This is a genomic window from Rhodococcus chondri, from assembly GCF_036327435.1.
Classification (GTDB): Bacteria; Actinomycetota; Actinomycetes; order Mycobacteriales; family Mycobacteriaceae; genus Rhodococcus; species Rhodococcus chondri.
Map to the genome: position 1 here is coordinate 1 of NZ_JAUZMZ010000195.1, position 8163 is coordinate 8163.

General features: G+C 64.5%; 7 protein-coding genes. 1 reads left to right on the plus strand and 6 read right to left on the minus strand.

Annotation, left to right across the window (positions count from 1 at the left end):
- The 6 genes from Q8814_RS22530 to Q8814_RS22555 form a co-directional block, all read right to left on the minus strand.
- On the minus strand, window positions 1-896 hold an 896-nt coding region (locus Q8814_RS22530; RefSeq protein ID WP_330154207.1), incomplete at its 3' end, for an ABC transporter ATP-binding protein.
- On the minus strand, window positions 896-1945 hold the full coding sequence (locus Q8814_RS22535; protein ID WP_330154208.1) for an ABC transporter ATP-binding protein: 1050 nt from the start codon (window positions 1943-1945) through the stop codon (window positions 896-898). The genes Q8814_RS22535 and Q8814_RS22530, both read right to left, overlap by 1 nt.
- The gene (locus tag Q8814_RS22540; RefSeq protein WP_330154209.1) at window positions 1942-2859 is read right to left on the minus strand and encodes an ABC transporter permease; all 918 of its coding nucleotides are present in this window, start codon (window positions 2857-2859) and stop codon (window positions 1942-1944) included. Before Q8814_RS22540 ends, Q8814_RS22535 begins: the two co-directional genes overlap by 4 nt.
- The gene (locus tag Q8814_RS22545; RefSeq protein ID WP_330154210.1) at window positions 2856-3821 is read right to left on the minus strand and encodes an ABC transporter permease; all 966 of its coding nucleotides are present in this window, start codon (window positions 3819-3821) and stop codon (window positions 2856-2858) included. The genes Q8814_RS22540 and Q8814_RS22545 overlap by 4 nt, the downstream gene beginning before the upstream one ends.
- An 87-nt stretch (window positions 3822-3908) precedes the next feature.
- Complete coding sequence (locus Q8814_RS22550) at window positions 3909-5480, minus strand: ABC transporter substrate-binding protein (RefSeq protein WP_330154211.1); 1572 nt, start codon at window positions 5478-5480, stop codon at window positions 3909-3911.
- A 50-nt stretch (window positions 5481-5530) separates the two neighbouring features.
- Window positions 5531-7108: an ABC transporter substrate-binding protein gene (locus tag Q8814_RS22555; protein WP_330154212.1), complete on the minus strand. Its 1578-nt coding sequence runs from the start codon at window positions 7106-7108 to the stop codon at window positions 5531-5533.
- Between the two features lie 262 nt (window positions 7109-7370).
- On the opposite strand from Q8814_RS22555, the gene Q8814_RS22560 reads away from it, so the two are divergent.
- Complete coding sequence (locus Q8814_RS22560; protein ID WP_330154213.1) at window positions 7371-8129, plus strand: MDR family oxidoreductase; 759 nt, start codon at window positions 7371-7373, stop codon at window positions 8127-8129.
- The last annotated feature ends 34 nt before the right edge of the window (window positions 8130-8163 follow it).

Consider the following 8163-nt stretch of genomic DNA (forward strand, 5'->3'; position numbering starts at 1 on the left):
CATCTGGTGCGAAATCGGCATCCGCTCGGCGGATTCACCGGCGACGGAATGTCCCCGGGCAGGGCAGTGGGTTGTCCCGGCACGTCGGGATCCGGTTCCGGAACCGAACGGATCAGCGCACGGGTGTACGGATGCATCGGCGACGTGAACAGATCGTCGGATTCGGCGACCTCACAGACCTTGCCCAGGTACATCACCACGACGCGGTCGCTCACGTTCTTCACAACGGCCAGATCGTGCGCGATGAAAACCAGGGTGAGCTCGTATCGCTTCTTCATCTCCTCGAGGAGGTTGATGATCTGGGCCTGGACCGACACGTCGAGTGCCGAGACCGGCTCGTCGCAGATCACGACTTCAGGGTCCAGGACCATCGCGCGTGCGATCGAGATCCGCTGGCACTGTCCGCCGGAGAATTCGTGGGGCCGCCGGTCGGCTGCCGTGTCCGGGTCGAGCCCGACGCGTTCGATCACGGTACGGGTGCGTGCCTCGATCTCCGTCTTGCTCGTTCCTCCCTGGATCCGCAGGCCCTCCGCAATGATGTCCTTGACCTTACGCAGCGGATTCAGGGACGAGATCGGATCCTGGAAGATCATCTGTAGTTTCCGTCGGTGGGCGCGGAGAGCAGGACCGGCGAGTCCGGCGATCTCGGTGCCGTTCAGGACGATCGAACCCGAGGCGGGCGGCGGGAGCTGGATGATCGCTTTCGCGACGCTCGACTTGCCGCAACCGGACTCCCCCACCAATCCGACGGTCTCCCCGCGTCGGACGTCGAAGCTCACGTCGGACACCGCGAAGACGCGCTCGCCGCCTCTGCCCGCGTCTTCGACGGTCAGGTTCCGGACACTCAGAACCACGTGCTCGTCGTCTCGAAGATGTGCATTTCCGCTGCCGGCCATCAGATCACGTCCTTCGTTCCCAGGGGGTAAAAGCATGCCGCCGCGTGCTCCGGCGAATCGGGGACGATTTCGAGGTTCGGCGACTCGGTGTGACACCGGGCCTGCGCGGACGGGCATCTCGGGGCAAAACTGCACCCCGGCGGCGGATCGATGATCGTGGGCGGCCTGCCCGGTATCGATGGCAGATGGGTGTGGCTCGGGTGCATCAAGCGCGGAATCGCATCCATCAGAGCACGCGTGTAGGGATGGCGCATGTGTGAGAACAATTGGCGGGTAGGCCCTTTCTCGACGACCTTCCCCGCGTACATCACGGCGACCGAATCCGTCCGGCCCGCGACCACGCCCAAATCGTGCGTTATGAGAATCATGCCCATGTTCGCCGTCTCCTGCAGGTCATGGAGCAGATCGAGAATCTGCTGCTGCACTGTGACGTCGAGGGCCGTGGTCGGCTCGTCGGCGATGAGCAGCTTCGGCGAGCACGCTATGGCGAGGGCGATGGTGACGCGTTGACGCATGCCGCCCGACAGGTGGTGCGGGTGCTCGTCGAATCGTCTGGCCGACTCGGGGATTCCCACGAGCGTCAACAGCCGGATCGCTTCTGCCTTCGCTGCGCGGCGGTCGAGTCCGAGGTGGAAGCGGAGCGTTTCGGTGAGCTGCTGCCCGATCGTGAGGACCGGGGTCAGTGAGGTCATCGGGTCCTGGAACACCATGGACAGATCGACGCCCCATAGATGCTTGTTCCGCTTCGGCGACACGGTAGCCAGGTCGACGCCGTTCAGCAGGATCTCGCTGCCCGGTTGCACCCGTGCGCTGGGTGCAAGAATCTTCATGATCGCTCGTGACAGCACGGACTTGCCGGAGCCCGACTCCCCGACGAGGCCGAGCGTCTGTCCGGCATCGACACGTAGGTCGACTCCGTCGACGGCGCGGACCAGACCTCGCGGCGTATCGAACCACACTCCGAGGTTGCGTACTTCCAGCAATCCGGCCGGTGTCGCGGAGGGCGAACTCTCTTCCTTGTGTACGGCGGTCTCGGTGCTGCTACTCATACGGACGACTCCCTGCCTACCCGGCCCCGCACCCAATCGCCGAGCTTGTTGAACGAATACACGGTGAGAAAGAAAAACAGCGACGGAATGAGTACTAGATGCGGGTATTCCCTTAATGATTCGCGTCCGGAGGCGAGCATCCCGCCCCAGCTCGGTGTCGGTGGCGGAACACCCAGTCCGAGGAAGCTCAGGCTGCCCTCCGCCACGACGAGGGTGGCCATCACCACGAGGGCGAGGGACATCACGGGGAGCATGACGTTGCCGAGCAGCTCCCGGGTCAGCACGCGCCATGGTCCGGCGCCGAGCGCTTTTGCTGCCGTGACGAATTCGCGCTCCGAGAAGGCGATCGTATTGGCCCGCGCCACCCGCGCAAAGTTGGGAATGCCCAGCAGCGCCAATCCCAGCACCAGCGTCGACAGGCCGGGACCGAGTGCGGCCACCAGCGCGATGAGGAAGATCAGCGCGGGGAACGAGAGCAGGAAATTGACGAGCAGCGAGATCGTCCGGTCCGTGGCGCCTCGCAGATATCCGGAAATCATGCCCGCTACCACGCCCACGACCATTGCGATGGTTGTTCCGCCGATGGCCACAGCCATCGACACCCGCGCCCCGTGGATACAGCGGGAGAGGATGTCGCGACCGAGCGCATCGGTCCCGAGGAGATTGGCTCCCCAGCCGGGACCCGCGCTGAAGTTGTCCGTGATCTCGTTGGGGTCGGGCAGCGGAAGCCATTGCGCGGTCACCGCTGCGACGACGACAACGCCGATCCACACGGCACCGAGCAGCGCACCGTAGTCGCGCTGTCGGTGCCGACGAGTCGGCTTCCCGGTCGGCCCGGGGGCGGGGGGTATTGCGGTCGCCGCGAACCGCACCGCCGCTTCGCCGCCGCTCTCCTGCCGAACGAGGTCGGTCATGTTGCGCTCACCTTCCTCACGCGCGGGTCGAGCCATGGGTAGGCCAGGTCGACGACGGTATTGATCAGCAGATAGAGCAGTGCGCTGAGGAGCACCACGGCCTGCACGACGATGAAGTCGCGCGAGAGGATCGAGTTGACCACCAGGTTGCCCATACCGGGCAACGAGAAGATCAGTTCGACGATGACGGTTCCGCCGATAAGCCGGCCGATCACCACTCCGGACACGGTGACGAGCGAGAAGGACGACTGCCGTAGGGCATGCCTGACCAGGATGCGCCACGTCGGCAATCCCCGGGCGCGCGTCGACAGCACATGATCCTGTTGGAGGGTGGCCATCATGTCGCCTTTGAGCAGTCGCGTGAAGAGCACGCATTCGCCGGCGGCCAAGGTTAGGACGGGCAACACGATATACCGGAGGTGTTCGACCGGGTCTTCGGAGAACTCCACCCACCCGAGGGTGGGGAGCATCCCGAGCTGCACCCCGAACATGAAGACGAGCAGGATGCCCAGGACGAAGGACGGAACGGCGAGTGTCGCGGACGTGAGCGCCGTCGCGACTTTGTCGATGCGGCCGCCAGGCCGGTACGCCGACCAGACTCCGACCGGCAGCGATACGGCGAGCGCCACCACCATCGACAGGATTGCCAGTTCCAGCGACACTGGCGCACGCTCCGCGATGGACGTCAGCACCGGTGTCTGTGTCGTGAACGAACGTCCGAAGTCGCCCTGCAGAACTCCGCCGATCCACGAGAAGTACCGCTGCACGACTGGATCCGCGAGACCGTAGCTCTCGCGCGCGAGTTCGCGCATCTCGTCGGTAGCCCCCGGTGGCACCAAGCTGTCGACCGGGTCACCAGGAATCATCTCCAAGAGGAGGAACACCGCCACACTGACCATCCAGACCAGCAGAAGAAAATTTCCGACCGGGATTACGCTTCTCCGAATCGATTTTCCGACCAAGCTTCGATCATCTCCTTCGTTCGATCTGTTCTCCGACCGAGCGGGCACGCCCGTGGAGCACGACCGTGCCCGCCGCGTCGTCACGCCCTACTTGTCGATCCAGGTCCGGTCGAGGTAGGCGCCAGCACCGCTGAGGGTGCCCGTGATGGTCAGGTCCTTCACGTACCCGGGGGTGAAGAGGTATCCGGTCTGGTAGCGCCAGTTGCGCAGCGGAGCGTCCTTCGAGATCTCTCCGTTGATCACCTTGTAGGCGTCGGCCACCACCATGGAATCCTTCGATGCACGGCTCGCCTCGAGCGCTTCGTCGACCTTCGGATTCGTGTAGCCCGTGATGTTGTTCGTCCCGTCGGAGTGGAACGTGTCGTAGATCGCGTCCATGTGCTGCGACAGCGTGGCCGCAATCCCCAGTTGATAATTACCCGAACGCAGGACTCCCTGCAGCGTCGCGTAATCCATCGCTTCGATCTCGATCGTCAGCCCGTGGATCTGCTGGGCCTGGGACTGCAGGATCTGTGCCACCTGACCGAGTGCGGGCAGGCCCGCGAACGTGCTCAAGCGCAGTGTCAGATCGGTCTTGCCACTACGGGTCAGATACTCGTCGAACAGCTTCTGCGCACCCTCCGGATCCTTCTCCGGGAAGGTTCCGAGCGAGTCGTCGCGGTAGGGACTGTCCGGGAACAGGAATGCGTCCACCGGCTCGTCGCCCGGGTACACCGCGCTGTTGATCTGGGCGCTGTCGAAGGTCTTCAGCAACGCGAGGCGCAACTGTGGATCCTTCAGGTCCGAGTCATCGAAGTTGAAGTTCAGCCCGGTTCCTCCGACCAGCGGCAGGGCGTGGACGGTGAAGCCTTCCGCTTCGATCGCCCTGGCGTCCTTGGAAAGCAGTGACCAGTCGATGTCGATCTCCCGGGCGCGCAGCGCGTTGAGGCGCTGGTCGTCCTGGCCGATCACCTTCAGCACAAAACTGTCGAGATACGGTGCTCCTTCGTCCCAGTAGTCCGGATTCGCAGTGAACCGCGCTTCCGAGTTGCGGATCCACTTCTCCAGGAGGAACGGGCCGGCCCCGATCGGCGCATTGCCGAAGTCGGCGCCGAGTTGCGCGATCGCGGCGGGTGAGCCGATCATCCCCATGCCCTGCGCCAGCGCCCACGGCAACTGGAAATTGGGTTGCTCCGACGTGACTTCCACCGTTAGCGGATCGACCACGCGCCACGTAAGGGGCGCAGCGATCCGAGCGGACGGCGAAAGGTTGGCGGGATCCTTCACTCGCTCCCAGTTGAAAACGACGGCATCCGCGTCGAACGTGGTGCCGTCACTGAACCGGATACCGTCGCGGAGTTTCAGGGTCCACGTGCGGCCGTCCTCGGAGTCGAACGCCAACGCCATTCCGGGCACAAACTGCTCGTCCTCGGTGTCGAAACGCAACAGGGTTCCGAAGACGGGGGCGCACCGGTCGAATGCGTGGGTAGCGCACCAGACCGGATCCATCGTCTGTCCTTCGACGTTGACGGCCATGACCAGTTCGCCGCCGCGTACGGGCGTGTCCGAGCCTGCCCCGTCACTTCCCGTCGCACCACCGCTACCGCACCCGGCGGCCACCATGACCGATGCGACGGCCACCAGCAACGGTCGTGGCACCTTTCGCCAATTCACTGTCACTCTGCTACTCCTGTCATAGTTTTGTGCACGGGTGCGGTAGCGGTCGCGGGTTAGTCGGTGACCCAGATTTCCTCGGGCAGCGGCGAACCCAGGGTGTAGACCTCGACGCCCTGCACGTGGTCTCCCCAGACGACGGCCGGAACGGCGCGGTAGTACCAGATGCCCGGGTTCAGTTGGACGAGGCGCTCCTGCACGGTTTCGTACGCGGCCTTGCGCTCCTCGACGGTCCGACCGGTGCGGCCGGCGTCCAGGGCTGCGCTGAGTTCGGCGTCGTCGACCCCCACCGAGTTGCCGGAGGAGTCGCTGTGGAATGCCAGCCACAGCGGGTTGTCGGGATCCTGGATGACCGCCGAGGAGATGAGCATGTCGAAGTCGCGCGCCCCGGTCCGGGCCGTGGCCTGGGCGTAGTCGACGACGTCGACCTTCGCCTCGACGTTGTCGAATGCGCTCATCTGCGCCTGCAGTGCCTCCCCGAGCATCTTGCTCTCGGTCGTGGGGTAGGACAGGAATGTGAACGAGACGGGCTTACCTTCGGCGGCCAGTTCGTCGAACAATTTCTGCGCTGCCTCCGGATCGGTCTCCTTGAGGGCGATTTCGCTGAAGAACGGCGAGCTCTCCTCGAACAGGGTCATCGGAATCTCGCCCTCACCGTTGTAGACGGCGGTATTGATGGCGTCCAGATCCACCGCGAGGGACACGGCCCTGCGTGCTCGTTCGTCGGCGAAGGGCGCGCGGGCGAAGTTCATGGCGACGAACTGCCCACCGCCGGTCGGGACGACGTCGATGTTCAGTCCTGCCGCCTCGATCTTCTTCAGGCTCTCCCAGTTGGTCTCGGAGGCGAGGTCGGCGGCGCCGGTCGTCACCGCGTTCACACGCTGGTTCGTGTCGCTCACCGTGCGGATCGTGATGCTGTCCAGGTACGGCTTGGGTGCATCCCAGTAGTCAGGATTCTTGGTCAGTTCGACGGCATCCTGGCGTGTCCACGAGGCCAGCGTGAACGGTCCTGCGCCGACGGGGTTCTCGTCGAATGCGGCCGGCCCCTTCTCCAGCGCGGCCGGGGAGGCGATCCAGTTCAGGGAGCTTCCTACGATCGACTGGGCGTAGTGCGGATTCGGGGACCTCATCACCACCCGAAGTGTGGTCGGGTCTTCGACGCGCGTCTCGGCGATCTGGGCAGCCCACCGGCCCGACGTCGAGCCCAGCTTCGGATCCACCAAGCGGTCCCAGTTGTATTTCACGGCGGCGGCATCGAGCGGCGTGCCATCGGTGAAGGTGAGGTCCGGCTGGAGTTTCAGAGTGAACGTGGCACCGCCGTCCGTGGTCGAGAAGTCGGTGGCCATCTTGTATTCGATCTCGAGTGTGTCGACATCGTTGATCATCAGGGTCCCGTACAGCGCATTGCCGAGCGTCGGCTGGAAGGCCCAATAGTTGGTCAGCGCCGCCGGATCGAGCGACCGCGGCTCGCCGGTCTGGAGCACGTCCAGTGAGCCACCCGCGACCGGGTCTCCTGCCGGGCCCTGCGCGCCCGTCGCGTCGTCGGAACTCGAACCACTGCAGGACACCAGCAGCAGCGCCGTGGCGCATGCCGCCGCGACTGCGGGGAGAAAACGTCTGGGTCGGTACATCATGACCTTTCGATAAGGCGGAACTGCGGGACGACACCACCGATTTCGAACACGCGTCGGTGACGAAGGAGCACGGGTGATTTCGGTACGCACGGTGGTCGACGAGGCGCCGACCACCGGCGACCGTGACGATGGTCACAGGGAGTATCACTGTTCGCCTCCGAACATTCAAGTATTGCCATCCTTGTAATGATTGAAGTAGCGTGCGAATCGTGTGCATGCTCCGAACGCGCCCCACCGGGGCTGAGGAAGGAACCTTGTTCTGATGTTTTCGGCACTCGTAATCGAGAAGGGCGAAGCCGGCCAGACGGTGACGCTGAAAAGCTTGCAGGAAAACGAACTTCCCGACGGCGACGTCACAATCGACGTGGAGTATTCCACGCTGAACTTCAAAGACGGATTGGCTATCACCGGCAAATCGCCTGTGGTACGCAAGTTTCCGATGGTCCCGGGCATCGATCTCGCAGGCGTCGTCACCGACAGCGCACATGCGGAGTGGTCGACAGGCTACCGCGTCGTCCTAAACGGCTGGGGTGTCGGTGAAACCCATTGGGGCGGCTTGGCTCAGCGCGCACGGCTCAACGGGGACTGGCTGGTTCCCCTGCCCGGCGAATTCACCGCCCGGCAGGCGATGGCGATCGGCACGGCCGGTTACACCGCGAGCCTGTGCGTCGATGCGCTCGTGAACTTCGGTGTGAGACCCGAGCAGGGCGAAATCCTCGTCACCGGCGCGACCGGCGGCGTCGGCAGCATCGCCATTGCGCTGCTGACGAAGGCCGGATTCACCGTGGCCGCCGCGACCGGCAAGACCTCGGAAGCCGAATACCTCCAGCAACTGGGCGCCTCCACCGTGATCGACCGCGCAGAGCTCTCCGCAGCGGGTAAGCCGATGCAGAAGGAACGCTGGGCAGGCGTCGTCGACACCGCCGGCAGCCATACTCTGGCCTACGCGTGCGCGCAGACCCGCTACGGCGGTGCGGTCGCCGCATGCGGCCTGGCACAGGGGATGGACTTCCCCGCCTAGGTCGCACCGTTCATCCTGCGCGGCGTGTCCCTGC